At 70.1% G+C, this 24,863-nt stretch carries 17 protein-coding genes, 8 pseudogenes and 1 riboswitch; of the genes and pseudogenes, 6 read left to right on the forward strand and 19 right to left on the reverse strand.

The features are described 5' to 3' along the window. Nucleotides 1-226: 226 nt before the first annotated feature. The 4 genes and pseudogenes from ACIRGB_RS09400 to ACIRGB_RS09415 all read right to left on the reverse strand — a co-directional run. Nucleotides 227-1,498 (reverse strand): replication-relaxation family protein, encoded by a 1,272-nt coding sequence (locus tag ACIRGB_RS09400; RefSeq protein WP_403862085.1) that lies wholly within the window; start codon nucleotides 1,496-1,498, stop codon nucleotides 227-229. A gap of 1,051 nt (nucleotides 1,499-2,549) precedes the next feature. Next, nucleotides 2,550-2,804, reverse strand: a pseudogene (locus ACIRGB_RS09405) (transposase); the annotation flags it as partial. An 80-nt stretch (nucleotides 2,805-2,884) separates the two neighbouring features. Then, nucleotides 2,885-3,607: a sulfite exporter TauE/SafE family protein gene (locus tag ACIRGB_RS09410; protein ID WP_403860747.1), complete on the reverse strand. Its 723-nt coding sequence runs from the start codon at nucleotides 3,605-3,607 to the stop codon at nucleotides 2,885-2,887. A gap of 72 nt (nucleotides 3,608-3,679) precedes the next feature. Further along, nucleotides 3,680-4,178: pseudogene (locus tag ACIRGB_RS09415) on the reverse strand (pyridoxal-phosphate dependent enzyme); the annotation flags it as partial. A gap of 9 nt (nucleotides 4,179-4,187) precedes the next feature. Here ACIRGB_RS09415 and ACIRGB_RS09420 point away from each other — a divergent pair. Beyond that, nucleotides 4,188-4,499 (forward strand): hypothetical protein, encoded by a 312-nt coding sequence (locus tag ACIRGB_RS09420; protein WP_403860749.1) that lies wholly within the window; start codon nucleotides 4,188-4,190, stop codon nucleotides 4,497-4,499. Nucleotides 4,500-5,018: 519 nt separating this feature from the next. Here the strand turns inward: ACIRGB_RS09420 and ACIRGB_RS09425 are convergent. The 4 genes from ACIRGB_RS09425 to ACIRGB_RS09440 are packed head-to-tail and all read right to left on the reverse strand — an operon-like array spanning nucleotide 5,019 to nucleotide 8,417. After that, a complete protein-coding gene (locus ACIRGB_RS09425; RefSeq protein WP_403860752.1) occupies nucleotides 5,019-5,705 on the reverse strand; it encodes an alpha/beta fold hydrolase in 687 nt (228 codons plus the stop codon). Continuing rightward, entirely contained in the window at nucleotides 5,702-6,058 is a 357-nt protein-coding gene (locus ACIRGB_RS09430; RefSeq protein WP_403860755.1) for a hypothetical protein, read from the reverse strand. The genes ACIRGB_RS09425 and ACIRGB_RS09430 overlap by 4 nt, the downstream gene beginning before the upstream one ends. Continuing rightward, the gene (locus ACIRGB_RS09435) at nucleotides 6,055-6,891 is read right to left on the reverse strand and encodes a Rid family hydrolase (protein WP_403860758.1); all 837 of its coding nucleotides are present in this window, start codon (nucleotides 6,889-6,891) and stop codon (nucleotides 6,055-6,057) included. Before ACIRGB_RS09435 ends, ACIRGB_RS09430 begins: the two co-directional genes overlap by 4 nt. A 2-nt stretch (nucleotides 6,892-6,893) precedes the next feature. After that, nucleotides 6,894-8,417 (reverse strand): monooxygenase, encoded by a 1,524-nt coding sequence (locus ACIRGB_RS09440; RefSeq protein ID WP_403860761.1) that lies wholly within the window; start codon nucleotides 8,415-8,417, stop codon nucleotides 6,894-6,896. A gap of 65 nt (nucleotides 8,418-8,482) precedes the next feature. Here ACIRGB_RS09440 and ACIRGB_RS09445 point away from each other — a divergent pair, with 65 nt between their 5' ends. Continuing rightward, nucleotides 8,483-9,151, forward strand: coding sequence for a TetR/AcrR family transcriptional regulator (locus ACIRGB_RS09445; RefSeq protein ID WP_403860764.1), 669 nt, complete (start codon nucleotides 8,483-8,485; stop codon nucleotides 9,149-9,151). A gap of 130 nt (nucleotides 9,152-9,281) precedes the next feature. Next, a riboswitch (ZMP/ZTP riboswitch) is annotated at nucleotides 9,282-9,369 on the forward strand. Between the two features lie 21 nt (nucleotides 9,370-9,390). Further along, a pseudogene (locus ACIRGB_RS09450) lies at nucleotides 9,391-10,050 on the forward strand (tetrahydrofolate dehydrogenase/cyclohydrolase catalytic domain-containing protein); the annotation flags it as partial. A 285-nt stretch (nucleotides 10,051-10,335) separates the two neighbouring features. On the opposite strand, the pseudogene ACIRGB_RS09455 reads toward ACIRGB_RS09450, so the two are convergent. The 7 genes and pseudogenes from ACIRGB_RS09455 to ACIRGB_RS09485 all read right to left on the reverse strand — a co-directional run. Next, nucleotides 10,336-11,073: pseudogene (locus ACIRGB_RS09455) on the reverse strand (IS5 family transposase); the annotation flags it as partial. Further along, nucleotides 11,018-11,576: pseudogene (locus tag ACIRGB_RS09460) on the reverse strand (restriction endonuclease); the annotation flags it as partial. The pseudogenes ACIRGB_RS09455 and ACIRGB_RS09460, both read right to left, overlap by 56 nt. Before the next feature lie 596 nt (nucleotides 11,577-12,172). Beyond that, a pseudogene (locus ACIRGB_RS09465) lies at nucleotides 12,173-12,421 on the reverse strand (hypothetical protein). After that, nucleotides 12,418-13,428: a TerD family protein gene (locus tag ACIRGB_RS09470; RefSeq protein ID WP_403860767.1), complete on the reverse strand. Its 1,011-nt coding sequence runs from the start codon at nucleotides 13,426-13,428 to the stop codon at nucleotides 12,418-12,420. The pseudogene ACIRGB_RS09465 and the gene ACIRGB_RS09470 overlap by 4 nt, the downstream one beginning before the upstream one ends. Before the next feature lie 306 nt (nucleotides 13,429-13,734). Then, entirely contained in the window at nucleotides 13,735-14,664 is a 930-nt protein-coding gene (locus ACIRGB_RS09475; RefSeq protein ID WP_403860770.1) for an alpha/beta hydrolase family protein, read from the reverse strand. Nucleotides 14,665-15,693: 1,029 nt separating this feature from the next. Continuing rightward, entirely contained in the window at nucleotides 15,694-16,575 is an 882-nt protein-coding gene (locus ACIRGB_RS09480; RefSeq protein WP_403860773.1) for an MBL fold metallo-hydrolase, read from the reverse strand. Then, nucleotides 16,572-17,315 (reverse strand): SDR family oxidoreductase, encoded by a 744-nt coding sequence (locus ACIRGB_RS09485; RefSeq protein WP_403860776.1) that lies wholly within the window; start codon nucleotides 17,313-17,315, stop codon nucleotides 16,572-16,574. Before ACIRGB_RS09485 ends, ACIRGB_RS09480 begins: the two co-directional genes overlap by 4 nt. A gap of 128 nt (nucleotides 17,316-17,443) precedes the next feature. On the opposite strand from ACIRGB_RS09485, the gene ACIRGB_RS09490 reads away from it, so the two are divergent. Continuing rightward, nucleotides 17,444-17,902 (forward strand): MarR family winged helix-turn-helix transcriptional regulator, encoded by a 459-nt coding sequence (locus tag ACIRGB_RS09490; protein ID WP_403860779.1) that lies wholly within the window; start codon nucleotides 17,444-17,446, stop codon nucleotides 17,900-17,902. Between the two features lie 1,859 nt (nucleotides 17,903-19,761). Here the strand turns inward: ACIRGB_RS09490 and ACIRGB_RS09495 are convergent. From ACIRGB_RS09495 to ACIRGB_RS09505, 3 genes and pseudogenes are all read right to left on the reverse strand, one after another. After that, nucleotides 19,762-20,736 (reverse strand): alpha/beta hydrolase, encoded by a 975-nt coding sequence (locus ACIRGB_RS09495; RefSeq protein ID WP_403860782.1) that lies wholly within the window; start codon nucleotides 20,734-20,736, stop codon nucleotides 19,762-19,764. Then, nucleotides 20,733-21,596: an LLM class flavin-dependent oxidoreductase gene (locus ACIRGB_RS09500; RefSeq protein ID WP_403860785.1), complete on the reverse strand. Its 864-nt coding sequence runs from the start codon at nucleotides 21,594-21,596 to the stop codon at nucleotides 20,733-20,735. Before ACIRGB_RS09500 ends, ACIRGB_RS09495 begins: the two co-directional genes overlap by 4 nt. Nucleotides 21,597-21,637: 41 nt before the next feature. Beyond that, nucleotides 21,638-22,431, reverse strand: a pseudogene (locus ACIRGB_RS09505) (alpha/beta hydrolase family protein). Nucleotides 22,432-22,440: 9 nt separating this feature from the next. Between ACIRGB_RS09505 and ACIRGB_RS09510 the strand changes: the two are divergent. Continuing rightward, a complete protein-coding gene (locus ACIRGB_RS09510; RefSeq protein ID WP_403860788.1) occupies nucleotides 22,441-23,538 on the forward strand; it encodes a protein kinase in 1,098 nt (365 codons plus the stop codon). Between the two features lie 153 nt (nucleotides 23,539-23,691). On the opposite strand, the gene ACIRGB_RS09515 is transcribed toward ACIRGB_RS09510, so the two are convergent. Further along, on the reverse strand, nucleotides 23,692-24,255 hold the full coding sequence (locus ACIRGB_RS09515) for an IS5 family transposase (RefSeq protein ID WP_403860791.1): 564 nt from the start codon (nucleotides 24,253-24,255) through the stop codon (nucleotides 23,692-23,694). A 97-nt stretch (nucleotides 24,256-24,352) separates the two neighbouring features. Here ACIRGB_RS09515 and ACIRGB_RS09520 point away from each other — a divergent pair. Next, a pseudogene (locus ACIRGB_RS09520) lies at nucleotides 24,353-24,532 on the forward strand (transcriptional regulator); the annotation flags it as partial. Nucleotides 24,533-24,863: the final 331 nt, after the last annotated feature.

Genomic DNA, 24,863 nt, shown 5'->3' on the forward strand with positions numbered 1-24,863 from the left:
ACAGCGTCTCCAGGGCGGTCCGACGGTGAGCGTAGGGCCAGGTGGTGAGCTCGGGGCCGCCCAGATGCACGACGTAGGGGCAGCCCGTTCCATCAGGGCCCAGGACAAGTTCCTCACCAACCCGCCCGACTGGCTCAGAACCCTGTGGCATGCGCTACCGAAGCCCTGGGAGTAGCCGCCCCGGCCGGGCAGGACGGACCTGACCGGCCGTGTCGCCGCTCGCGCGTCAGCTGCGGAAGCGGGAGAGCCAGGTGCCGCCGGCCTTCTGCTCGGGCACGGCCTGGTCGTGCTCCTGGTGCTCAGACCCAGCCTGCTCGGCTTGACGCTCGGCGGTGATGGCGCGCTGCTTGCAGTCGTCGCACAGGTGCGGGTGGGTATCGCGTGGGGCGTCCCACCCGGTGGGCTCGATGGCCTTCCACCGTTCGTCGGTGAACCGGGTGCCGCAGCCGGCGCACACGGGACGGCTGGCCTCCCGCTCGGCCCGGTGCTGTGCGGCGATGCGACGCAGCTCCTCCTGGTGCTCCCATTGGCGGGCGGCGTACTCGGCTCGCTGGCGGGCGTCGGCCGCTTCGCGGCGTGGGTTGCCGATCGCCTCGAGGAGCGTCTGCTTGTGCGGTCGGCCGAAGCGCCGGAAGACCGCTCCGGCCGGGCCGTGCTCCTTCAGCAGCTTCATGCCGGTGGCCACGATGGGCAGCTTGCCGTCGTACATGTGGAAGCCACCGTCGTACGCGGTGCCCTTCCAGTGCCGCTCGGTCAGCTCAGCCAGCTGCGCGATGACGGTGTCGGGGTTGCGCGGGCCGACGCGGTTGAAGACGAGCAGCAGCGGCGGGTGGGGCCGGTCGCCGTGGCGGCCGTCGGGCACCCACCAGCGGGTGCGGCACATCGGCCGCTCCTTGCCGTCGACGTCCTTCACCTTCCGCTGGCCAAACCGCATGTACTTGTCGGTCTTCCCGGCGAGGACCTGAGCGGACTCGAAGCAGTTGTCGATCTCCACGAACAGCAGCAGCACCCCGTCCTCGGGCGCGGTGATGACGATGTCCGTCTGGGCGCCGCCCTTGCCCGGATTGGCCCAGGTGCCCGTCGCGGGCAGCGCCACCTCGGTCGCGTAGGAGGCGATGGTGCCCAGTCCGGCGGGCGCGTCGAAGGCGGCCTGGGCGGCGGCGCGGATGTCGGCCGGCTCGTTGGCGAGCTGGGTGAGGGTCGGCTTCGGGCGCAGCAGGGCGAGCACGGCTTCGTTGACGGTCATGGGGTGGGAGGCCCCGGTGCGGCCCGCGCCGCGGGCCGGGTTGCCCATCTCCCCCACCGGCCGCCCCAGCTCGCGAGCGGCGGCCGTCGGGCCCATCGGGGTGAGGTTGCGCAGCGTGTCCCCGCCTGGGAGCTGCCCGCCGTTCTCCGCCAGGTCGTGCTTGCGCAGATCGGACAGCGCCCCGGTGTGGGAGGCGGTGCGAGCCTGCTTCCGCTTCGAGGGGGTCGGCTTGTCGGTGTGGCGGTAGCTCAGGTGCGGGGGCTGAGATCTGCTGAATCTGTTCGACCGTGGCGACCTTCAGCACTCCGAGCACGCGCAGCACGTCACCGCGCAGGTTGTTCGACGCCCGCCGGGTTCTCCTCACGCTTGACCGCCATCAGCTGCGCTCCTTCCCCGTCGTCTGGCACGCGCGGCCACCTGCCGAGCGCCGGCCGCGCCCGGCCGCCAAGGGCACCCGGCCCCCGAACCCGATGATCTCCTCCTCTACTGACATCACTTCAAAGTTCAGGAGTAGATATGAGGGTTGTGACAACGCGGCGCGCGCCCATATCTGCGTGCTGACCTGGGCTTTCTCCGTCCGGCTCGGTGCCGGGCACCAAAGTGGGTTCCACAGTGGCCTCCCAAGTGCGCGCCGCAGGAGGCCGGGACGGCTTGCCCGCTGCTGGTCGGGCCCGTGGTCGGGACGGGCGCGCCGGGCGCCTGCCGGGGGTCGGTGCGTGGTCATCGCAGTGACTCCTTCGCTTCGGGCCGCCCTGGTGGGCGGGAACTCGAGGGAGCAGCGTGCAGGGGACCCCCCTTGTCCGCGGTCTAACCATGGCCGGTAGCGGACGCGTTCAAGGGAAAACACGGCCGTGGTCGGGGTGGTAGCAGAGGTGGACAAGGGGTCAAGGTCGGGCTCGTGGTCGGCCCGACCACCATGGACAAGGGGGACAGGTTTGACCCTTGCAGACCCAATTCGCCGGTTTCGGCTCGGGGGGGGAGAGTTCTCTGGCCTCTGTCCACGGGCTGGCGGGCCGAACCTGCTGGGACGTCGCCGCGATCGGCACGGCGCCCGTACGTCAGGAATTGTCCATGTCCCCGTTCGTTCCCTTACCGCCCCCGCATCTGGTCCAGCTCGGCTTCGACTACGTCCTAACCACGGAGACAGGCAACGACGCCACGCGGCGCGGCTCGCGCCCGAGTCCGTCACGGCTACGTGGTTCACCGGCTCCCATCCCACCGCACCCCCATTCCGCCAGCATGGTGTTGACCTGGTTGTCCCTCACAGCGGGGTCGGGGTGGGACTAGGTTCTGTCGTCAAATGTCACGCCCACATCAGGAGTGACGCGAGGGTGACTGCTGCTTCGTATGACTGGGCGGTCTTGTCGTAGCGGGTGGCGATGCCGCGCCACTGCTTCAGGCGGTTGAAGCAGCGTTCCACAACGTTGCGGTGCTTGTAGACCTCGCGGTCGAAGGCCGGCGGTCGGCCGCCGCGGCTGCCTCGCCGGGCCCGGTTGCGGACCTGGTCGGCCCGCTCGGGAATCGTGTGGGCGATGCCCTTGCGGCGGAGCCAGGCGCGGATCGCCTTCGAAAGGAGCAACGGCTGCGAAAGCGGTCGGCGGCCGTCCAGGGTGGAGCAGCCGCCGTCCGGCGCGGGGCTCACAGCTCCAGCACCCCCTTGAGCAGCGTCGTCACCCCGCCCCCCAGCGCCAGGGTCAGCACCAGCGCCCGGGCCCGGCGCTCGGGGGTGCGCTCCGCGAGGGCCCGGCCGATCAGCACCCCGACCGCCATCGCGACGGCGACACACGCCCACTGGACGCCACCCAGGCGCGGCACGCCGTTCGCCGCGACCGAGAAGGTGTTGACGAACAGCCCGTAGAACTGCGCGTTGGGCACGAACTCCCGGACGCTCCATCCGGCGTTGAGCGCGTACAAGGAGATCGGCGGGCCGCCCACACCCGCCGCGGCGTTCATGAACCCGCCCACCGCGCCCGTGCCGACGGCTCCCGCGCGGCCCCGCAGCGCTGGGGCGCGCAGCCCGCGCACGATCAACAGCACGGCCACCGTCACCAGGGCTCCCATGACGATCAGCAGCGCCGGTTCCGGGAGATGGCGCGTCGTCCACGCGCCCAGCGGGACGGTGCACGCGGAGGCCGCGCAGAGCGGCACCATCGCGGACCACCGGACCTCCCGCCAGCCGCTCACCAGACCGACCGCGCAGATCACACCGGAGGCGCAGTTCGCGAGGATCACCCCCTGGGTCGGGCCCAGGAGAAGGATCAGGGCCGGGACCGCCACCAGAGCAAAGCCCATGCCGGTCAGCCACTGCACACAGGAGCCGAGCAACACGATCGCCGTCAGCCAGAGCGCGCCGGTCGCCACAGTTCTCCACCTCTCGTCGTCCTCAAAGACGATCTTTCCCCGAGTTGGAGAAGGCAGTGCCCGACAGGCGCGCTACGAGGTCAGTCCCGCGTACGACGTGATGACCGTGGCGTTGCCGCCGCAGACCGCCAGGCCGAGGCGGTCCATATGCCGTTCTTGGCGACGACGCGGCGGGCAGGCAGGAGGCGGCGGGCTCCGTCCACACCTTGGCGTGTTCCGCCATCTCCCGCACGGCGGCGAACGCCTCCGCCTCCGGCACCACGAGGACCTCGTCGAAGAGGTCGTGGACCATGGTGTACGTCAGCGGGGACACGGTGGGCGCGCCGAGCGTGGTGATGCGGGAGCCCACGTCCACCTGCACCGTGCCGCCGTGGGCCAGCGCCTGCGTCATCGCGTCGGCGCCGGTCGTCTCCACACCCCACACGCGCACGCCCGGCCGCAACGCCCGCAGCGCCGCCGCCACACCGGCGATCAGACCGCCCCCGCCGATGGACACGAGAATGTCCGTCAACGGGCCCGCGTCCGCGGCGAGTTCGAGGCCCACGGTGCCCTGCCCGGCGATCACCACTGGTTTGACCGAGTGATCGACTACGCCGAGATCAAGTACGGCGTCCTGGCGGCGCTTGAGCCGGCGGCGTGGCAAGACCTTGTCGCCCACAGCCAGAACCCCATCGAAGGCGCCCTCGGCCACCTGCTGGACGCCGGGCAAGCAACCGGTTCCCTCCGCACGGACGTGGACGCCCGCGGAGTCCTCCTGCTCATCGCCTCCCTCGGCCGGCTGGACCGGGACGAATGGGGGTCAACAGCACGGCCTCTGATGAACGTCATCCTCGAGGGCCTTCGCCGGCAGGACGCGGACCGCCGGGGGCAGCAGACTCCGAAGACATCCTGAGCAGCAACCGCAGCATCACCGAATAGCAAAGTGGCTGTGTCACTTCATTGGGGCTCTGGACCAATTTTCTGTGGTGCGGGGCAAAAGCGTTCCCGTGCGGTTCTGGCAGAGGCACCTGACCTGCACCGCATCCGGACGGCCGCTGTCGGGCAGCCACGATGTCGACCGGTTCCACAACGAGTGGGCCGGAGCCGCCACTCGGCGACACAGCCAGGCAGGCGCCGCCCAAGGTGGAGTCACTTCTCACCTACCAAACGAGACTCTCCGGCCGCCAAGTGGAGCCAGAACTCACCTATAAACGGAGTCAACGAACACCTTCGAAGCCAACCGCACGAACCTCACCATGCGACAGCTCGCGATGGACCGACTGTGAGGAGGCTGCGGCGGTCATACGGCGGCGCCATGGCGCAGGCGCTCCGCCCTGGGCAGGGCGAGGGTGGCCCGCCGACGCAGACGGCCTTCCTGACGGTGCGGGCGGGGTCCGTCAAGGCGATGGTCCCCCGCCCGCACCCCGACTCCTCAGCCGGTCCGGGCGAGCACGGCGCATACGCGTTCGTGATCGGAGATGGGTGCCAGATGGGCGGCGCCTTCGACTGTCAGGAGCCGGGCTCCGCGCCGCAGTGCCGTATTCGCCGTGTCGGCGAAGAAGGGAGAACCGCCGAACCGTATGTAGGTCGCCGGTGGGTGAGGGTGGCCGGACGCGGGTTCCGGCAGGGGTTCTTCATGGGTGGCCCGGCTTATCGGCCGGGCCCGCGCGGTCACCCACTCCAGGTCGGTCGCCGCGAGACCCATGGTCTCGAAGCCGAAGGGAGGGATCAGCCATGCTTCCTGTTCCGGCCGCAGAGCGGCAGCGGCGTCGCACGCGTCGCGCAGGACGGGCTGGAGGTCGAAGGCCGACTGGCCCGGCGAGGGGAAGAACGCGTCCAGGTATACGAGTTGCCGGATGTGCTGCGGTCGTTCGTATCCGGCTCCGGTGATGACCATGCCCCCGTAGCTGTGTCCCACGAGGATCACGTCGGTGAGAGCGTGCCTGTCGATCAGGGCGACGATCTCGGCGATGTGGGTGCGCAGTCCGACGCCGGGTCCGGCCGGGGCGAGTGAAGGGCACAGGACGGTGTGGCCGCACGTCCGTAGCCGGGGGGCGACCCGCCCCCAGGCCCAGCCGCCGAGCCAGGAGCCGTGCACGAGAACGAAGGTGGCCGTCATCCCTCCTGCCCGGCTTTGGCCGTCCAGGAGGAGCGGATGTCCCGCAGAATCCACTTCAGGCGGTCGTCGGGAATCAGGAACCCGCCGACTCCGGACGAGAACAGCACGTCGTACACGCGCTGGGACACCTCGGCGAGCCGCTCCTGGAAATCCTCGTCGTTCTGCGGTTCCGCGGGGAGCAGGATGACGATGGTGTCGTCTCGCTGTTCCACCGCCTCGACGGTGAAGTCCTCGCGCGGATGGTGGCCCGACTCCTCGCACAGCACCGCTTTCGGGTCGGCGACGATCCTCTCCCGGTAGGCGCTGTCGTTGACGAGCCGCAGTGTGTGGAGGGTACCGGCGTCATGTTTCATGGTTGCTCCGCGTCGTATGTCGTATCGGTGCCGGTCCGGGCCTCGATGAAGCCTCGTCGCATGGCCAGCAGTTCGGTCTTGAGCCGTTCGGGCAGCATCCAGACGAAGTTGTCCCCGCTGCGCCACAGGTCCATGAGGTTCACGGGCTCACCGCGGTCCGGCTCCTCCGGCCGTTTCGCGGGTGGGAGGACGTAGTACAGCGTGTCGCGTCTCTGCAGCCTGACCTGCACCCTGACTCCCGGGGGCACGTGCACGCCCACCGACGCCAGGGCCTCCAAGGGCTCGCGTTCCAGTCGCGCGGCGAAGGACGGGTCCTCCCAGGCCCGGCGGGTGAGTGCCGTTTCGAGATCCTGGCCCCCCTCCGTCGCGTGCGCCCCGACGGGCTCGCCCGCCTCGGTGCCGGCGTCGGCCGGTACGGCCCGGTCCCGGCTCCCCTGACCGGGGAGCGCGGCGATCACCTTGACCTCCAGGAGGAACCCCGGTGCGAAGAGCGCGGACACGCCCACCAGCGTGCTCGCGGGTGCTTTCGCGACACCGGCCCGCAGCGGCCCGAAGATCGCGGGCAGCAGCTTCGGGGTGTAGTCGACGACGTAGAGGGTCTCTTCGATGATGTCGTTGCGGGTGGCGCCGACCGCGGCGAGCGCGGCGTCGAGGTTACGGGCGATCTGTGCCGCCTGGGCCCCGTGGTCGCCGAGTCCCACGGGCCGCCCTCGCTCATCCCAGGCGACCTGGCCGGAGAGATGCACGAGCCGCATACCGTCGACGGTGACGACCTGGCTGATCTGGTCGGACGGGTTGTGCACGGACGGTGGACTGACGCGGTTCACAGACATGATCAGCTCCTCCAGGAGGGCGTACCCACCCAGGCGGACAGCGCCTGGACCCGCTCGTCGCGGCGCGCGGCGTGGTCGGCGGTCCGGGTGGCCCACGCGACGTGCCCGTCGGGGCGTACGAGCACCTCGGTGACCCCATCGAGGTCGGCGTGCTCGTCGTACTTGTCGACGGATACAGCCGTGACCCGGGAGGCCCGATCCGTGCCGACGGCCTCCCGCAGGGAGGGGTCCTTCGCCAGAGCGAGCAGCACGAAGCGGCCCTGGGTGAGGAGTTCGTACACCCGTGTCGCCTCAGAACCGGCGGCGGCCAGTCCCACATCGGGCATGCGCCGCCCCACCAGCGGGTCGGCGCCCGGGTCCGCCGGCGGGTAGTGGGTGCCGAGCGCGGAGACCTGGTCGGCGAGCCGGCGGTTGACCTCCGGCATGCCCAGCAGCTGGTCGAGGAGTTTGCGCAGGGCCGCGGCCGGGCGCTCGTACTGCGCTACCAGCGTCAGCTCTGCCAGCAGAGTCTGGACCTCGGTGTTCTCGGTCACCGACTCGCCAGCCGGTCGGCGCTCCGCGTCGTAACTGTCCAGCAGCCCGGGCGGGGCCCAGCCGTGCACCGAGGCGGCCAGCTTCCACCCCAGGTTCATGGCGTCCTGAAGCCCGGTGTTGAGCCCCTGGCCCGCCGCGGGGAAGTGGATGTGGGCGGCGTCGCCCGCCAGCAGGATCCGTCCCGAGCGGTAGCTCTCCGCGAGGCGCGTGGCATTGCCGAACCGCGACAGCCAGTGGGGTTCGGCGATTCCGCAGTCGGAGCCGGTGATCCGGGTGAGCGACGTACGGAACTCCTCCAGGGTCACCGGCTCCCGGGACGGGACCCGCATTCGCCCCGGATCCAGGCAGACGAACCGGGTGAGCCCTTCCTCCAGCGGCGCGACGATCACGCCGCGGGCCCGCGCCGCATCCAGGGCGCCGGGCTGCGGGTCGACGACCGCGAAGTCCCCGAGCATCCCGGTCAGGGTCTCGTCGGTGCCGGGGAAGCCGATCCCCGCGGTCCGCCGCACGAGGCTGCGCCCGCCGTCGCATCCGACCGCGTACAGGGCACGTACGGTCTCGGTGCCGCCGCCGGGAACGCGCGTCTCCACCTCGGCCCCGTCGCCGTCCTGGCGCACGCCGAGGATCTCGTGTCCCCGGCTGATCTCCACCCCCAGCTCGTGCGCCCGCTCCTCGAGGACCGCCTCGGTGCGCGCCTGGGCCAGGAAGAGGGTGTAGCCGTGCCGGGAGTCGAGGGCACCGAAGTCCAGCTGTGTGGGCAATCCCGCGAAGTGCCAGCCCGGCACGGTCCGGCCGAGCGGGAGGAACCGGTCGAGCAGTCCCCGCTGGTCCATCAGTTCCACGCTGCGCGGGTGCAGGCTCAGCGCCCGCGAATGGCGCTGCGGTTCGGTGCGGCGCTCCAGGACCCGGGTCCGTGCGCCCGCCAGTGCCAGCTCGCAGGCAAGCAGCAGCCCGGTCGGGCCCGCGCCTGCGACGACTACGTCGGTGTCCATCAGAGATGACCTCCTCTATTTAGTGAACGACGTTCACATGAACGCTGTTCACTATAGTGGGGTCCATGAGCACACCGTCAAGCCCGGCCAGGGGCCGGCCCGCCCGGCTCAACCGGGCCCGCACCGTCCGGACCGCCCTCGACCTGCTGGACGAGTCCGGGCTCGACGCGCTGACCATGCGCAGGCTCGCCGACGCGATGGATGTCCAGGCCGGCGCGCTGTACCGCTACTTCGCGACCAAACAGGACCTGCTCACCGCCATGGCCGAGTACATGGTCGGCGGCGTCGCCGGCGCCACCGGCCCGGCCGGGGACGATGACTGGAGCGAGGGAGTGGCGCGTCTGGCCCGCGCCCTGCGTGCGGCCCTGCTCGCCCATCGCGACGGCGCCCGCGTCTATGCCGGTACACACTCGACCGGCCCGAACACCCTGGGCTTCGCCGACGGCCTCATCGGGGTGCTGCGCGCGGCGGGCTTCAGCGACGGTGAGGCGGCGCGGACTCTCTACGCGGTGACCAACTTCACCGTCGGCCACACCCTGGAGGAACAGGCCGCGCTCCGGCCGGAGGGCGGGGGGCCCGCCAACGCGGGGGCTCTGCAGGACGCGGTGGCGGAGGCAGGGACGTATCCGCACCTCGTCGCCACCCTGCCGGTGCTCACCAGTACGGACTTCACGGCACACTTCGAGTTCGGGCTGCGGCTGCTCCTGGACGGACTGCGCGCCGTCCGGCAGTGAGCCCGGTGGCGGTTCTCCCCGCCGCGGTCTCCCTGCGGGGCGTGAGCGTCGGGGCCGGCAGATGCTCGTCCAGGAGCAGATGCGGGTCGTACGCGAACGCTGACCGGTATGCGCATGCTGCGTCCAGTGCGGTGTGGGCCGTGACTGGCACCGAGGTGGAGCACACCATCGGGGAACGGTCTGACGAGACGTCGTTGCCGTGCGCCTGGGCGAGTGGTCAGCAACGCCTGGAGGCAACGATGTCCGCGACTCAGACGGCCCAGCTCATGAACGGCGCCAGCCCCGCCAATCGCCTTGTCGAAGAGGCTGCTGCCAAGGCGGCAGAGATTTCACGGCGTGGGGGGACCAGTCCCTGACTGGCGACGGTGCTGGTGGGAGAGGACCCGGCGTCGGTCACCTATGGCCGCATGCAGCGGGCGCGGTGTGCGAAGGAGGCGAGCCCCGGTCCCGGCACATCGCTTTGCCCGCCACCACCACGACCGCCGAACTGATCGACACCCTCGCTGCTCTGTCCGGCGATCCGGACGTGCACGGCATATGCATTCGTTCGCCGCGATGACCTTCGCGCGGCCGGGCTTTGTGTCCCGCACTCCAGGCGGAATCATGCGGTTGCTGGAGGCGTACGAGGTCGACCTCGCCGGCAAGCACACCGTCGTGGTGGGTCGCAGCGCGATTCTCGGCAAGCCGGCCGGGAACTCCTGCCCGCCAAGAATACAACGATGACGTACTGCCACTCGCGCACGGCGGACTTGTCGGCGGTCGTCCGGGAAGCAGACGTCGTGGTAGCGGCCGTGGGACGGCCTCGGCTGATCCGAGGTGAGGACATCAAGCCCGGCACGGTGGTGATCGACGCCGGATACACCCCGGGCAACGTCGGGGACGAGGACTTCGACACCGCCCGGGTCGTCCTGACCCTTTCCAGCGTCGATTCCGTACGCACGCTCATCGCGACGATGCTGCAGCCCTGGAGCACCGCCCGCACCACCGCCAGCACCTCAACGATGTACTCGCGGACCACGGACTCGACTGCACGGTCGACGCGGGGACAACGTCCCTCACACTCCTCCTGTCCGACGATGAGCTGGACTCGGCCGTCCTGCTCGCGCGCCTCCTCGGTGCCCCGGACATCGGAACAGATCCTCCACGTCAGCGTCGGGGCGGGCATCCGTCGCCTTGAAGTCATCTCATTTGGCGAATCGACGGGAGCAGATGAGGGTGCAGGCGAGACTGGTAAAGGCGAGGAAGTGGTCGGCTCTGCGTTCGTAGCGGCGGTGGAGTCCGCGTCAGCCGGCGAGCCAGGCCATGGTGCGTCCGATGGTCCAGCGGTGTCGCCCGAGTCGCTGTGAGGTCTCGACGCCCTTGCGCGCGATGCGGTGCCGGATGCCTCACCGTGACAGCCTTTGCCGCAGATGGCGGTAGTCGTAGCCCTTGTCGGCGTGAAGCTTGCCGGGCCTACGCCGACGAGGGCCGCGGCGGGGCCGGATCGGGGGTATGCCCTTCACGAGCGGGCTCAGAGCCTGGCTGTCGTGGGCGTTGGCGTCAGAGATGCCGACGGACAGGGGACCGGTCCGCTCGGTGATCAGATGGATCTTCGAGCCGTACTTGCCTCGGTCGACAGGATTCGGGCCCGTCAGGCCCCCTTTCAGGGCCCGCGTGTTGACCGAGTCGATCGCGCACCGCGACCAGTCCAGTCCACCGCGGGCGCCGAGCTCGTCGAGGACCAGGCGGTGGAGCCTGGCCCGCACCCGGGCCTTGGTCCATTCGGTGAACCGGCAGTGGGCCGTCGCGCCGGACGGGCCGAACGAGCTCGCCGGCGGCTGCTGCCACGTACAGCCCGAGGTCGCGACGAACACGACCGCGGCCAGGAGCCGTCGGACTGCGCGGAGGCGGCACTGCCCGCAGCAGCTCCCACGAGGGGCGGGAGCCGGACGCCCACACGGCCAGCGTCTGGCGGTCGACGACGTGCAGCCGCTGCTGCCTGGCGAACGTGACCGCCGGGCCGGCCACCCGGCCGTTCGTGACGATCACGGCGACGTCGGCGCCGTGCACCTGGCGGGCGGTGCCGTTGAGGACCTGGAGGTCGGGTGTGCCGACCGGGAGGCCGTGGGCGCCGTTGCGGCGGTGCTTGCACTGGATGACCCATCACCGTCCGTAGGGGTCGGTGGTTCACGTCGGCGCCGAGGTCGCCGCGGCCGCCAACCCGCTGAGCATCCTGGCAGCCGTCGCGCTGCATCAGGTCCCGGACGGCATCCTCGAAGTGGGTGTAGTACAGCGCGTCGAGCTGAGGCAGTCCGTAGCGCAGGCCCTCCGCCCGCACCGCCTCCCACCGGGCGCGTTGCTGGCGGTCGTAGAGCCAGCCGGCGTCGGCGAAGACCAGGACGGCGGCGAGGATCCACCAGTGGGCCAGCAGCCAGTTGACCACCATCGCCACCAGGCCGATACCGGCCGCCGTCACCGCGGCGAAGACGAGCAGCTGCGCGTCGCGCTGCTGGTGTCGTCGGCCGGGCCGTCGGCTGCGTCACCGCACCGGCCGCCGCCGGGTCACCGCTCCCACCGGATCGGGTACGACACCGTGGGCCGGGGTTGCGGTGCCCGGGCGGCGGGGGCGTGGTCCCACCGGATCGGGTACTGGACCGTGGTCTGCGGCCGCGGTGTGCTCCCCTCCCCCGCCGAGATGTCGCTGTTGCCCGGCCCGACCACCGCCAAGGCCACTACAGCGAAGATCGTCGTTTCCCGTTTGGCATCCGGAGCCCACCGCGCATGTCCGCGAACCGGTGTCCCGTCAGAGCGTAGGTACGGCCTCACCCACGGCATACAAGCCTCCCCCTCGTCACAACTCCCCGCATACTGGCCCATATTGACAGGCAACACTGACAACATGTCAGCACACCACCACACCGAGTGATCAAGGAAGAGAAGAACAGCCCAGGTCAGACACAGCGCGTGGCCCTGCCTCATGCTTCGGCCGCCTTGACCAGGGCGAACGCGGCGGCCTCCGCTGGGGCGTACACCGAACGTCGTTCAACGGCCGGTCGCCCGTGCCAGCCGGCGGTCGAGGTCCCGCTCCTCAGCGGGCGCGGGAGCTTAGCCGTTCCACGCCTCCAGCACGGCGCCTGCCTTCTCGGCCCGCCCGGCCCGTTCGGCCGGCGTCAGCAGAGTCTGCGCGAGCCGCGCCAGGTGGGCGTGCAGCGACAACCCCTCCGCGGCAGCAACAGCGGCAAGCCGGTCCCTGGGTTCCCGGGGGATGCGGATGTTCGCGGCAACCGTCACCGTGCCCCTTCCGAGTAGCTCCCCCGGCTCACGATTGCATCCAGGTCGCGAAGGAGTCGACAAGGCCTGTGTAGAAGCGTTCTCCGGGAACTGAGCCGGGGTTCTTGCTGGCGTCGTAGAAGGCGACGTTGGTGAAGGTGGCCGAGGCGGAGGCGTTGAGGTTCTTTGGAGAAGGCGAGCTTGCCGCGGCCGAAGCCGACGAAGAGCCGGAAGATGCCGAGTGAGGCGGTGCTCTGGAGCATGGAGCGGACCTCTGCCTTGTCCCAGGGCTCGTCACCGACCTGGGTGACGACGAAGGCGGGTCTGCGGCTCCGGATTCCTGGTAGTGGCTGACGGCCCGCGCATCGCGTCGGCCACGTTGCCCCAGCCCCAGTCGACCTGGGTGTGGAGCTGTCCGAAGCGGGAGCCAGCAGTCCTGGGGCCTTCCGCTCCAGCTTGGTCAGGTCGGCCGAAGCAACCGGTGCACCTGCCGTGCGGGTCTGCGGGGGCAGCCGTGCGCCGGAAGGCTCCGGGTCGGTGTCGACATCGACACCGTAGTCGGTCGCCAGTCCCGCAAGGCCGGTGGCGTAGCCCTGTCCCACAGCGCGGAGCTTCCAGCCCTCCTGGCGCCGGTATGCCTCCGCCAGGACCACGACTGTCTCCCCTGCGGTGAAGTCCGGCGCGGTGAACGACGCGAGCGTCACCCCGCTCTGGGTGACCGACAGCTGAGGTGCCCGGGTGAAAACGGCGCCAGGCTGCAAAGGGTCGGCGCTCACCACCACAGTCACCTGTTGCACGTCAGCCGGCAGACGAGGAAGGTCCACGGTGACTGCCGCACCCGCGACGGACACTCCGGCCTGGGCGGGATGGTTGTAGGAGACCAGGTCGTGATCACCGCGGACCTTGCCGTCGGCGCCGAGGAGCAGCGCGGACACATCCGCCGACAACCCCTGGACCGACTCCGACAGCACCGTCCGAGCTGTCGACAGAACCGTGTTCTCACCCTTGCGCAGCGACGTCGTCTGCATCCCGCTCCCCTTGGACCACCAAAGATGACGCGGGAGGCGGTCCCGGCCGATCCCCCCAAGAAGAGCTGGCTGCGCAGGTGACCGGCACCGCCTGATCAAATCGGCGAAAGACTCCGCCGCGGCCTCATCGATCGGGATCAACATGGCAGCCGTGCCTTCGAGAACGTCACCGTCCGCGTTGCGCGGTGCGTGCTTGCGCCGACTGCGGCGATCCGGCACAACCACACGACCGCACAGCCGCTCATGCGGTCCCCGACCACCTACGACCACTGATCACATCGGAATGACTCGTCTAGAACGCCGAGATCAGTTCCGGCGGAGCCAGCGTGTCAGCGTGTCGAAGTACTCAGGTGCTGGCTCGGTAGCACCCGGCAGCTGCAATCGGTGATCGGCTCTTGGCAGCACTTCCACCGTCAGCGTTGCGCGACGGGGACGCGCCGGATGACAGACGGAAGCGCCGAACACGCGGAGGCTGTCAGCGACGGGAACCAGCCGGTCCTCGCTCCCGAAAAACGCCAGATGCGGGCAGCGCAGTCCGCAGAGATCACCGGTCGGATCGTGGTCCTGTTTGCGCTTGAGAAACCCCCAGAGGCGTTCGTCGATGTCTGCCCAGTAGTACGCCAGTCCCGGCGGGCTGCCAGCAGCGTCCACGAGTTGGACCGCCGTCGCGAAGTCCGCGTCGCATCGGCCTGCCTCGATGAGACGGTCGTAGAGGTCCAAAGTTCGACCGATGTCGCTCTGGCTACTCAGAGGTACCTCTCGCAGGCGATTGGCCAGGGCATAACGTTCTTGCACCGCCGGACTCACTCCCGGGCAACTGTTGGTGACAACCCAGGGCATGTCGTCCCGCGCTGTCGATGCACGAAGAACCACCCAGCCACCCTCACTGTGGCCAAAAAGCCCCACAGCTTCGGACCGCACCTCGGGCCGGGAGCGAAGGAAGTCCACCGCAGCGGTCGCGTCAGTCGCCAGGTCAGTCAGCGTTGCGGTGCGCCAGTCGCCGGACGACCCGCCGACGCCTCGCTTGTCGTAGGAAAGCACAGCAATCCCGGCATCCAGCAGGTGCCGACGCAGCGGCGGAAAGAACGTGTCGTTGTCCCGGTCGGACGGCCCCGACCCCCCTACCAACACCACACCCGCGCAGGCCACACCCCCTCGCCGTGGCACCGCTAAGACACCAGCCAGCCTCACCGATCCATTGACGAAACAGACATCTCGTACGTCCACACTTTCCATCGCACCAGTCTCCTGCCTTCGACCCGAGTCCGTATCACAGCGATCTGAAGCACACAGCCGCGGACGTGCCCCGTCGGACGGACGTACGACAGCTTGACTTCCTATCCCCCTGAGATGTCTGTACAGAGGTTCACTGGTAGGCCGGCGAGCCTGTCTCGGTCACCGTCGGCGAGTTGGTGACCGTACGGCCCTCGAAAACACCGTGGCCCACGAAGGCGACCGACTAGCCCGTGCCGCCGGTGACGCGGCCATGGCAGCAGCACACCTTATGAACGCCTACCGACTCCGCCGCGACCACGCCCCTGCCACTAGCGTCGCAACAGCCATGGAAGCTGGCCGCCAAGCGCTACACGCGATCGACTCGAACCCTCTGGACCCAAGAGACACATTGCAGCGACGCCGCAACCTCCCCGCCATCGCGCGCTCCAGGTCCTGGACGGCGCGCAGCGCGGCGTCCACACAGGCCATGACCGCGGTGTCCACCGGAGCGAGAAGCTTGGCGACGTCGAACCGGTCGACGCGCAACTGGACGATACTGACGCCTCGGTGGTGTACGGGAACGGGTCGCCGATGACGACCGCCCGGGCGTCCTTCTCCAGACTTTGACGTGTCTCATGGAACACAGGACAAGGCCCATTCGCGCGGGCCCTGTTCTGCAAAACCGGCCCCGTGACTGCGCTGTCAGTGGGGGTGCCCAGGCTTCGCCAAGATCACCGGCTGACCAGAACTACCACCCAGTACAACTGAACAACAGCAGGCCACAATCAAGATCAATAAGCACACCATCAACCACGCCACAGCGAGTGCGGTGGGCTGACCGCCGGGCACCCACACTTCGCCGGGGCACGGGCTTTCGTCCGGCCCCGGCGAAGTGTGTGATGAGCAATGCGGTACGCGGAGCCTGGGCCCTGCGATCTCCACAGCCGTCATCGCGTCGTCGCCGCCCACGCACGGCGCACTGCCTCCTCCCGGCCGACTGGCTGTGAAGCAGGACTGACGCCCGTCCGGCGGACCCACGGCGACCATCCGTCAGGTGGGCGGCGGGGTCCCCTGGGTGCGGTCCGGGTAGAGCGCCTGGCTGCTGCCCCAGAGGCTGCTGCGATTGAGGTGGTCAGGGTGCCGCCGGATCATGGCACTGTAGAAGAGTTCCGGTGTCGGCTCTGTTTCCAGCAGCTGGTCGGTGTCGGCGAGGTAGCGGCGGGTCTCGCGGATCTGCCGGTCCGCGTCGTCGTCGTACCGGTGGTTCTTGTGGCCGGCGACGATTCGGCGTGCGCCGAGTGCTTCCACAGCGGCGATGGCACGGCGCCAGGCGTCGCGTCCCCCGTCACGGGATTCGACGAGGTACTGGTGGACGCCGTTGTAGACGACGTCGCCCGCGACGACCAGGTCGAGGTCCGGGATGTGCAGCACGCTGGTGTCGTCGGTGTCGCTGTGCCCGACACCGAGGACGGACAGCACGTGTCCTTCGAGGACGAGCCGGTTTTCGAGGTCCTCGGCGGCGACGGCCGTGACGGGTGATGCCGGGATCCGTCCGGGAAGGATCTTGTCCCAGAAGCCCGCGCGCGCCTCGGCGGTGCGGTGCATCTGCGCGATGGTCGCGCCCGTGGCCACCACCTGGGCGCCGGGAAACCGGTCGGCCAGACTCGGGGCGGTGAACCAGTGGTCGCCGTGCGCGTGGGTGGCAAAGATGTGCGTGAGCCTCCGGCCGAGGGTGCGGACCCGGTCCGCGACGGCTTCCGCCTGGGCGGTGGTCAGCGGCGGGTCGACGAGTACCGCCTCGTCACGGCCGAAGACGAGCGTCGTGGACACCGGCGCCCAGGTACGCGCGCCCCCATCGGGCGTGCGTCCCGGCAGGGCGAGCGGGATCGCCTCGGACACGATGACCTCGTAGCCGAGCCGGGTGGCGCTCACCACGCCGCTCCGAGCGAGACCAGGGCTTCCTCGGCCTGGGCCCGGTTCAGCAGTTGCACCAAGCTGCCGGGCTGCGTCGAGGCGGAGGCCGCGACGGCGACCGCACCGATCTGCGCGGAAGTGACCTGGGCGGGGTCGACGGCTTCGACGAAGCGGGTCGCGACGGGGCCGAGTTCGAGGAGGAACACGCGCTTGGCGCCCTGAAGCTCGACGGCAAGCACCTGGTGCATCATCTGGAGCGCGGTCTGCTCCATGCTCACCAGGCCGCTTCCGGGGATGGGGACGTGGGCGGACTCGCCGACGACGATGGAGTACGCGCCCTGCCTCGTCATGCGCGGCAGGGCCGCGCGCACCACGGCCATGTGCGCGGTCGCCAGGCCCACGAAGGCCGCCTGCCAGTCCGCCTCGTCGATCTCCCACAACCGCCTGCCGTGCCACCAGCCGCCGATCGGGGCGACGACGTCGTCCACGCCGCCGAGCCGGTCGACCATGGTCGCGACGAGCGCCTCCGCGCCCGCGAAGTCGGTGTAGTCGTGCTCGAACAGGTGCAGGCGCGCGGTTGCGGCCTCGCCGAGTAGTAGGCGGAACTCCTCCGCCCGCTCCTTGCTGCGTGTGGGCACCACCACCTGCGCGCCCGCCGCGAGATAGGAGCGCACGGCGCCTTCCCCGACCCCTCCGGTGCCGCCGGGGATCAGGACTCGCCGACCGGAGAGGTCGGGATGAGGGATGCTGTCGGACATCAGGATGCTCCTTCGGCCAAGTCGGGGTCGACAGCAGATCCCGCCGACTCCTTGCGTTGGGCCGTCCAACGTTGGCTTGCCCAACGTAACACCGATCGGTTGGGGCGACCAACGTTTATAGTGAGTCCATGAGTGGTGCGAACGGCGACCTCCAGCCACCGGCACGACTGCGGGCACTCACGAGCTGGCAGGCGAGCAGGGTCTCCACGATCGGGGCCCGCATGACGGCGAGGTACATGCCTCTGACGGCGCGCTCCGACTTCGCTGTCCTCGCCGCACTGGAGGAGTACGGCGCACTCAGCCAGGCCGATCTCGGCAGGCGGCTCGGCCTCGACCGCAACGACGTCAGCGGCATCGTGACCCGGCTCCAAACCGGCGGTCACCTCGACCGCCAGGCCGATCCAGCCGATCGGCGTCGCAACCTCGTCACCATCAACCAGGCCGGCAGGCGCTATCTCGAACAGATCCAGCGGAACGCGGACAAGGCCCAGGCCGAACTGCTGTCGAGCCTGGACGAGGACGAGCGCCGGCAACTCCACGCGCTCCTGGTGAAGGCCCTGGAAGGACACAAGCCCGAACCCGCGTAGCAGGGTCCGGCACGGAGTCCGTTCGCGAACACCGGCACCGCGCCCGCCGAGGGTCATCCGGGCAGATCAGCCGGCACGGCGGTCTCCTCCAGCCGGTCCACAGCGCTTCCGATCTCGGTCACGCTGTCCTGCTTTCCTCCGAGTCGACCGCTGCGGCCACGGTGTCGATGACACCGAGCGGCCGGTGCGCCGGCACAGGTTCGCGGACACGTACTCGCGTATCCGCTCGCGATCCGGCCTGGGGTACACATGCCCTGCTCGCGGCCGAGATCGGTGCCCGGCGGCCCAGATCGGTCCGCAGGGCGCTTGTCAGCGCGGATCCGATGGGGACGGACACGTGGCCGCCCCGGCCCGATGCCGGGCACGCGGATCTTTTCCAAGACGGGTTCGAACCGCGGTGAGTCCTCCGCGCTGCCCACTGGTCACCACGTTCGACGTGGACTTTTGCCCCTGCGCGACGGCCAGGTGCAGTGTGGTGGTGAACCCGCCGCGCGAGTGTCCCAGCCCGTGATCACCTGGTTCGGCGAAGAAACTGCCTCACATTCTCCCTGGCCGGCCCCGGCGCCCGGAAGTCGCCCGGCCGAGATCCGGCGTGCGCTGCCGGGCCTCGGCCGGTAGGCCGGGGCGTTCTATGTCCCCGGCAGCAGTGGTGACGGGTCAGAGCCGGTTCAGGAGGGCCTTGTCGACCCGGTTCGCGTCGTCGAGGTCGGCGAGTTCCTCCGCGACCGCCTTCGCCGTTCGGACGTACGAGGGGTCGGAGATCACCTGCGCACCGCGTCGCCCGCCGACGCGAGGTCCTCGATCTCCACGGCGATGCTGCAACCAAAGGCGGAACGCGACGACTCCCCCGGCCGTCTTCCACTCCGTCCGGAACCCCACAGCGCAACGGACGGTGGACGAGCCCTGCCCGCACCCGGCGGACCGGTCGCCGCGGTGACTTTCGGCACCTCGGTGCAGGACCCCGCCGCGATGGGGTCGCTGGTGCGGTCGATCGCGAGCACTGGTGTGTCCGTACTCGCCACGGTCGAACCTGGCGAGTTCGACGTCGACGAGAGCCTGCGGCACAGGCTCCACACGGTCGGCTTCGTACCGCTGGCGCGGCTGCTGCCCTCGGTGGACGTGGTGGTGAGCGCGGGCGGGACGGGCACACTGCCGGCCGCACTGGCCCTGGGCAGGCCCCGCGTCGGGATACGGGTCCACCACCGCGATCGGCGCGGGGCGTGCGACACCGCGTGCCCTGTACTCACCCTCCGCCCGATCGGCCATCGCCCGCAGCAACTGCTCGGGCATCGGTCCGGTGATGCGGTGCTCGGCCAGGGGAATGCCGAGCACGGCGGCGATCAGCGTGGCCCATCGCGTCGACGGTGTCGTGCACGACGAGGTCAGGCGCGAACCGCCGCGCGACCTCGACCGCCTCGTCTACGACCCCGGCGAGGCGCACCGCGCCGAACAACTCCACAGTTCGGGACCGGGCTTGGTCCCGTCCTGGCCGTCGCCGAGGCGACGGCCGGTTTCCGTGATCGCCTCGGCCATGGACGGGCCGACCCTCGAATACGTCCATGGACGGCACCATCGCCGCCCCCCCCCGGCCCGGGAAGATGAACGAATGGGGGACGACGCCGTGACCGATGAGAGAGGCTGTGCGCATGCGGTGTCCCGCCGGGAAGGGGCGTCGGACACTCCGCGTTCCGCCCGCCCCATGATTGTCCGGCAGGCCCGTCCGGGCGCGGCTTGCGCGGGTGCCGGGTTGTCGTACGCGGAGGCTGCCGTGGCGGGGACGAGGTGTGCCCTGTGTCCGCGGGCCGCGGAGTGGACCACCACCAGGGGCGGGATGGGGGCGCGGCGAGGGGGACGTCCTGTCACTCGCCGTTGGTCCGGCCGAGGAGCCGTCGCATCCAGGCTGCCCGGGTAGCGGACGCGGTCCGTGACAGGGCGGCCTGCGGGGCCATCGCGTCGAATCCGTGGAAGGCGCCCGGCCACAGGTGCAGTTCGCACTGGACGCCGGCCTGCACCAGCCGGGCGGCGTAGTCGACGGCCTCGTCGCGGAAGGTCTCCACCGAGCCGACGTCGACGAACGCGGTGGGCAGGCCGGCCAGGTCCGTCGCCCTGGCCGGTGCCGCGTAGACGCTGACGTCGTCGCCGCCCCTGCGCGCGCCGAGCAGCGCGTTCCACCCGGTCTCGTTGCTGGTGGCGTCCCAGATGCCCTCGCCTTCCAGTTCCTGGCTGCTCGGTGTCAGGAGCCGGTCGTCGAGCATCGGGCACATCAGCATCTGAGCCAGCAGCCGAGGACCGCCGCGGTCGCGGGCGAGCAGGGCCACACCGGCGGCAAGTCCCCCGCCGGCGCTCGTACCGGCGACGATGACGCGGCCGGCGTCACCGCCGAAGTCGGCGGTGTGCTGGTGTAGCCACAGCAGGCCCGCGTAGCAGTCCTCGATCGGAGCAGGGTCGGGATGTTCCGGCGCCAGCCGGTAGTCCACCGACACCACGACCGCGCCGTTGTCGACGGCCCAGTCCAGCACATTGCCGAGGCCGGTCCGGTTGTTGCCGATGATCATGCCGCCGCCGTGCATGTAGTAGATGACGGGCGCCTGGGGCGCCAGCCCGGCGGGCCGGAGGACGAGCATCGGGACCTCGGGGGCGCCTGCGGGCCCCGGGGCGGAGAACTCCCGCAGTTCCACGGTGCCGTCGCGTGTCAACTCCTCGTCCAGGACGGCGAACGCGGGGTTGGCCCGCAGCGCCCCGATGTCCCCGGGGGTGACGGTCGGCGACACGTGCTGCTGCACCACCGCCAGCACCGGGGCGAGTTCGGGATCGATCGGCGGATGTGTGGTCAACGTGGGCTCCTCGGTGCGGGGTTGCTTGTGTCGGTGAAGGTGTCGGCGACCCAGCGCGCCACCCCCGCCGGATAGGGCGCGCTCAGCCCGAGCACGATGTGGTCGAACCCGCCGTCCAGCGCCTCGCGGGCGGCCTGGCGGGTGTCGTCGGGCCGGTCGTAGGAGATTGGCAGGACGATGGATCGGGTGATCTCGGCCGGGTCCCGGCCGATCTCGGCGCACAGCCGGTCCAGCCTGGCGCTGACCTCGATCGCGTGGTCGATGCTGCCGCCGGGCATGTTCCACCGGTCCGCGTGTTCGGCGACGACCCGCAGCGTCCGGGTGGCCTGGCCGCCGATCACCAGCGGCGGATGGGGCCGCTGCACGGGCCCCGGGGCGCAGAAAGCGCCCTCGAGTCGGTAGTGGTCGCCCGGGAAGTCGAACGGCTCGGTGGCGGTCCACAGCCGTCGGATGAGGGTGCATGCCTCGGCGAGAGCGCCGACCGCGTGGGCGGCGTCGTGGTAGGGCAGGCCGTGAGCGTCGTACTCACGCCGGGCCCAGGGCACGTCGGTGCGTGAGCCCGCGCCGATGCCGAACTCCAGCCGGCCGCCGGAGACGACGTCGACCGTGGCGGCGATCTTGGCCAGCATGGCCGGCGGACGGAACCGGTTGCTCGTGACCATCACGCCGAGACGCAACCGCTCGGTCCGGGCCGCCAGCGCGGACAGCAGCGTCCACGCCTCGAAAGTGGGACCGTTCGGGTCGCCGCCGAGCGGCATGAGGTGGTCGAACAGCCAGGCGTGCTCGATCTGCGGGATGCCGTCCGCCTCGCGCCAGACCCGCAGCAGGTCCGCATAGCCGACCTGGGACGGCGGGGTCATGATGCCGAAGCTGGGCCGACGGGCCGGCCAGAGGGAGCCGGTCACTTCGAGTCGATCCTGCCCAGCGGCTCGGCGGCCGCGGTGAGGGCCTCCCGGGCAGCGGGCCACGCCTGGGCGTCCAGACCGAGAGCCGTGCGCAGGTAAACCAGGGTGGCCTGCTGGACGAGTGCGACGCGCTCGGGGTTCTCGTCGGTGGTGCGCGTGTCGAAGGTGCCCTGGATGCCGCCGAGGCCGTGCTCGGCCCCGAAGAGGGTCAGCAGATCGGTGGCGCCCGGGCTGAGGTGGTAGCCGTCGGTGAACCAGTCCGGGCCGCGCACCGTCAGCGGGGACTGGTCCCGGTCGCCGGCCACGATCAGGCTCGGGGCCTTGAGCTCGGAGAAGTCCGGGCTCATGAAGGGGAAGTACTGGGCGGCCAGCGGGGACAGGTCGTCGCCGCCGGTGCCGGGCAGGCACAGCAGGACCGCGGCCCGCACCGCGGGTCGGCCATGCTCTCGCCGGGCGTGCCGTCGGCGTCCACGACCCGCGCGCCTACCAGGATGCTCGCCGACTGGGCACCCCATGAGTGTCCTGCGACGGCGACGCGGTTGTGGTCGATGCGGCCGGCGAGGCCGGGCACCTCGGCCTCGATGGTGTCCAGGTGGTCCAGGACGCCGGTCAGATCGTCGGTGCGGATGCGCCACACCCGTGGAGTGCGCGGGTCGTCCAGGGCGAGGCCGAGGGAGTCGAGGTGGGTGGGCTGGACGACGACGAAGCCGTGCGCGGCCCAGTGGGCGGCCAGCGGTGTGTAGTCGTCCATGAGCGGCCTCGTCAATACGGGGCGATGTGGGACGGGCAGGTGATGCCGGTGCGTGAGGCACGGCCGGGCACGGTGATCGGCGGACGGTACCGGCTCGACACGGCGCTTGCCCGCGGTGGATTCGGCGTCGTGTGGAAGGCCCGCGACCTCCAGCTGGAACTGGGCGTTGCCGTCAAAGAGGTGTATCTGCCGCCCGCCACATCGCCGCAGGAACATGCCGCGCGGCTTGTCAGGGCGCGCAGGGAAGCCCGCAATGCAGCCGCCCTCCGCGACCGGCCACACATTGTTGCCGTACACGACATGGTCACCCAGGATGACCGGCCATGGATGGTGATGCGTCTCGTCGACGGCCACTCCCTGGAACAACACCTTGCCACCCGGGGCACATTGCCGGTCGGGGAGGCCGTGCGCGCTGCTCGGTGCCTGCTCCGCGCCCTCGCCGCAGCACACGACGCCGGGATCGTCCACCGCGATGTCAAACCCGCGAACGTGATGATGACCGACGACGGCGACTACTTGCTCACCGACTTCGGTATAGCCGTCCACACCACCGACACCTCCCTTACCGACACCGGGGCGATCATCGGCTCGCTGGAGTACATGGCACCCGAGCGTTTCAACGGCGAGGACCTACCCGCCGGAGACTTGTTCTCGCTAGGCGCAATGCTTTACCAGGCCACTGAGGGCATCTCGCCATTCCGCAGGGCCCATCCCAACGAGACACTAACGGCCCTGCTCGGAGAATCGCCGCCGGCACTCCGCAAGGCGGGACCACTCGCCCCCTTGATCACCGGGCTCCTGGACAAGGACCCGCGCCGCCGGCCCACGGTCACCGAAGCGCTCCGGATGCTCGACACACCCCCGACGCGCACCGAGGTCATCGCCGACCGGACGACCGTGGTCCAGCGGAAGGATTCCCCACCACAGGCCACCGAAGCCGCCCGTGCCCGAGCGGCGGAACGGGGCGTAGACCTCGACCAGGTCAAGGGGAGCGGCAAAGACGGACGCATCACCATTCAGGACGTCTACGCGGCCGAGGGGCTGAGAGAGCGACAGCGGAAGAGCAACGAGACAGCTTCTGCAACAGGCTGGCTCGTCGTCCTCGGCATCGTCGTCGTCATCATCGCCGTGTTGACTCAGCGCTAGCTAGGAGCTGGCCGGAGGATCAGGTCGCATACGGGCGGTATCCGCCCACGGCAAGATCTGTCGGGCAGGATCGTGTCATGGGCCACGGCATACCGCAGGGATCTCGCGTTGTCAGCCCAGAGACAACTCAACGGAAAGGTCAGTAGGCCGGGATCACAGCCGGCCAGAACTGATCCGAGGCACCCGTACGGCCTCCAGGACCGGCTGGAACTGTGGGCTGTCGTGCCGGTGCCCCGCGGTGATGAGGAGCGAAAATGGCTTCTGACCCTGCTCGCAGGCCAGGTGAATCTTCGTGGTGAACCCACCCCTTGACCGGCCCAGCCCGTGGTCGTCGGGCTCGGTGGCGATACCACCAGGCGGTTCCTTCTGCCCTGCGCCGTCCCGGCGGGCGCCGGCCGCGTGCTGGTGGGCCCGGCAGATCGCGGAGTCGACGTTGACCTCCCAGGTGATCAGCTTGGCCCCTTCGGCCCGGGCCCGTAACAGCGTCCGCAGCCTCGCCCACACCGCCTGCCGCTGCCATCGCCGGAACAGCCCGTACACGGTCTGCCAGGGCCCGTACTCACGCGGCAGGTCACGCCATGGAACACCGGTCCGCACCCGCCAGCGCACCCCATCCACCAACCGTCGCCGCCCTGGCCACCTGCGACTCACACCCGCCGCAGGCAGCAACGACTCCAGCACCGACCACTGCTCATCAGAGAGATCCCCACGCGCCACACGGCGATCATCACGGCACGAGACGTGGACCGGAGCCCCGACCCAAAGCGCGGCCTGCTACCGCAGCATGAAGCGTTGTGGTCGAGAGGAGCGGCCCATGAGCGCCAACAGCAGGCTGACCGTCGCCGCCCACGCGCTGGCCTGGATCGGCCTCTACCAGCGCCAGGGCCGTGAGGTCGCCACCTCCGAGCAGATCGCGACCAGCGCGAACACCAACCCCGTGGTGATCAGAGGGCTGCTGGAGGCCGTAGGCAGTATTGGCAGACAACGGCGCGGCGGCAGCCCCCAGCGTGACAACATCAACGCATGGGCAGGGCATCTTCGACTCCATCGCGCGTGGCCCCGGTAGCCTCCGCCCGGTGTCCGACGCGGAACTCGAAGACGAGCGCGACGCGCTGGGACAGCGTTACGTATCTAGCGGAATGACAACGAGGCGTCGGAACTCCACGACGAGCTGCACCACTACGACGAAGAGATGACGCGCCGCGCAACCGAAGCCTTCGAGAATCCGAACCCACCCAGAGCCCGGGCATCGCAGGCACGGGTGGTACCTGCCGAACGACGACTGGCCTGATCTTTAACCTGTGCGGCGAGGTCGCGGAGTGGGC

It is taken from the genome of Streptomyces sp. NPDC102490 (genome assembly GCF_044765285.1).
In the GTDB taxonomy this organism is placed as follows: Bacteria; Actinomycetota; Actinomycetes; order Streptomycetales; family Streptomycetaceae; genus Streptomyces.

Excerpts from the sequence above, each read along its gene's own strand:
- ACIRGB_RS09425 (WP_403860752.1), bottom strand. The coding sequence starts at position 5,705 with ATGACGGCCACCTTCGTTCTCGTGCACGGCTCCTGGCTCGGCGGCTGG.
- ACIRGB_RS09430 (WP_403860755.1), bottom strand. The coding sequence starts at position 6,058 with ATGAAACATGACGCCGGTACCCTCCACACACTGCGGCTCGTCAACGAC.
- ACIRGB_RS09435 (WP_403860758.1), bottom strand. The coding sequence starts at position 6,891 with ATGTCTGTGAACCGCGTCAGTCCACCGTCCGTGCACAACCCGTCCGAC.
- ACIRGB_RS09440 (WP_403860761.1), bottom strand. The coding sequence starts at position 8,417 with ATGGACACCGACGTAGTCGTCGCAGGCGCGGGCCCGACCGGGCTGCTG.
- ACIRGB_RS09445 (WP_403860764.1), top strand. The coding sequence starts at position 8,483 with ATGAGCACACCGTCAAGCCCGGCCAGGGGCCGGCCCGCCCGGCTCAAC.
- ACIRGB_RS09470 (WP_403860767.1), bottom strand. The coding sequence starts at position 13,428 with ATGCAGACGACGTCGCTGCGCAAGGGTGAGAACACGGTTCTGTCGACA.
- ACIRGB_RS09475 (WP_403860770.1), bottom strand. The coding sequence starts at position 14,664 with ATGGAAAGTGTGGACGTACGAGATGTCTGTTTCGTCAATGGATCGGTG.
- ACIRGB_RS09485 (WP_403860776.1), bottom strand. The coding sequence starts at position 17,315 with ATGTCCGACAGCATCCCTCATCCCGACCTCTCCGGTCGGCGAGTCCTG.
- ACIRGB_RS09490 (WP_403860779.1), top strand. The coding sequence starts at position 17,444 with ATGAGTGGTGCGAACGGCGACCTCCAGCCACCGGCACGACTGCGGGCA.
- ACIRGB_RS09500 (WP_403860785.1), bottom strand. The coding sequence starts at position 21,596 with ATGACCCCGCCGTCCCAGGTCGGCTATGCGGACCTGCTGCGGGTCTGG.